Here is a 1282-nt window from a genome sequence, read left to right as displayed (position 1 = left end):
CCTCCCCTGCGTCACGGCGAGGCAGGCTCCGGGTCGAGCACGAAATCATATTCGGTCTGGTGCCCTGACCCGGCGCTGTTCGGGGCGATCTCGAGCATCAGCTCCGGCTTCACCGCGGTCGCGATGTCATCGTCGTTGTGCGGATCACCGGGGAAATACAGCTGTGCGGTGAGCAATTCGTGCCCGGGGGCACCCACCTTGAGGTGCAGGTGCGCGGGTCGCCACGCGTGCCATCCCGCGGCCGCAATGAGCTGACCGCAGGCCCCATCCGTGGGGATCTGATACGCCGCGGGCTGCATCGTTCGCAGGTCAAATCGGCCCTCCGCATCGACGCGGAAGGTCGCGCGGAGGTTCCACTCGGGAATCCCCGGGACGAACTGCGAGTAGTAGCCGTCGCTGTCGGCGTGCCACAGTTCGACCCTGGCCTCCGGCAGCGGGGTGCCGTCGACGGAGCGCACCTGCCCGAAAAAGCGCAACGGAGTGCCCTCCTCGTCCTCGCGCATCGGAATCGTGTCGGTGGGGCCCAGCTCCGGGGCATCCGGGACATAGTATGGCCCCTCAATCGATCCCTTGTTGCCCTGCCGGTGGTCGGTCGCGACGTCCTCGACCGAGTGCTCCAGCCAGACATCCAGCCAGAGCGGCCACTCCCCGTCCTCGCCGACCTTGATCAGCCAGGCTTTCAGGGCGTTGTACTCCGCGTAGGTCACGCGCTCCTCGAGCACGATGTCGTTCAGGGCCCGCACGGCCCGGGTGGCGAGCAGATTCACCCGCGCGCGGCTTGCCTCCGGGGAGAGGTGGGCGTTCACGGTTTTTCCGGACGCGCGGAACCGCTCCGTGGCGACGTTCCCGGCCACGGCCGCGGTGGGGGAAAGCTGTGTATCACTGTGTGCTGCGTTCATGACGACTCCTTCGTCGCATACCGGAAACACCGGCGTCGATGTGCGGGGCCTGGCTCACGCGCCCACGGTGGAACGGGGAAGCGGCACCCTCCGACCGCTTCCCGGCCCTCCGCCGGTGGGTTCTGTTCTCAGTGTAGGAAGGAATGCGGACCAGGAGAAGGACGCCCTTCGTTCACATTGGGTGTTGCACAGACTCAGTGCCTGAAGCGTGCCGGGTCGGTTCCGAATCAGTGCCGTGTCGGTGCCGTGTCGGTGCCGTGTCGGTGCCGGGTCGGTGCGTGAGCCGAACGTAGCCGGCGCTTCCTGCGGGTGTGACCGCCCGGTCCAGGCTGGTGCCGCAGCGGGTGTGCCCGCAGTGAGTGACCTCAGCGGGGGTCTGCGGG

1 protein-coding gene is annotated in these 1282 nt (G+C 67.7%); it reads right to left on the bottom strand.

Annotation, left to right across the window (positions count from 1 at the left end):
• Nucleotides 1–11: 11 nt before the first annotated feature.
• Entirely contained in the window at nucleotides 12–899 is an 888-nt protein-coding gene (catA, locus tag OOT08_RS16460) for a catechol 1,2-dioxygenase (RefSeq protein WP_325093911.1), read from the bottom strand.
• Between the last annotated feature and the right edge of the window lie 383 nt (nucleotides 900–1282).

Source organism: Leucobacter sp. M11 (assembly GCF_035726885.1).
GTDB lineage: Bacteria > Actinomycetota > Actinomycetes > Actinomycetales > Microbacteriaceae > JAPFRB01.
The sequence above is the reverse complement of the archived record's forward strand: the minus strand, read 5'-3'. Positions and strand labels throughout refer to the sequence as shown.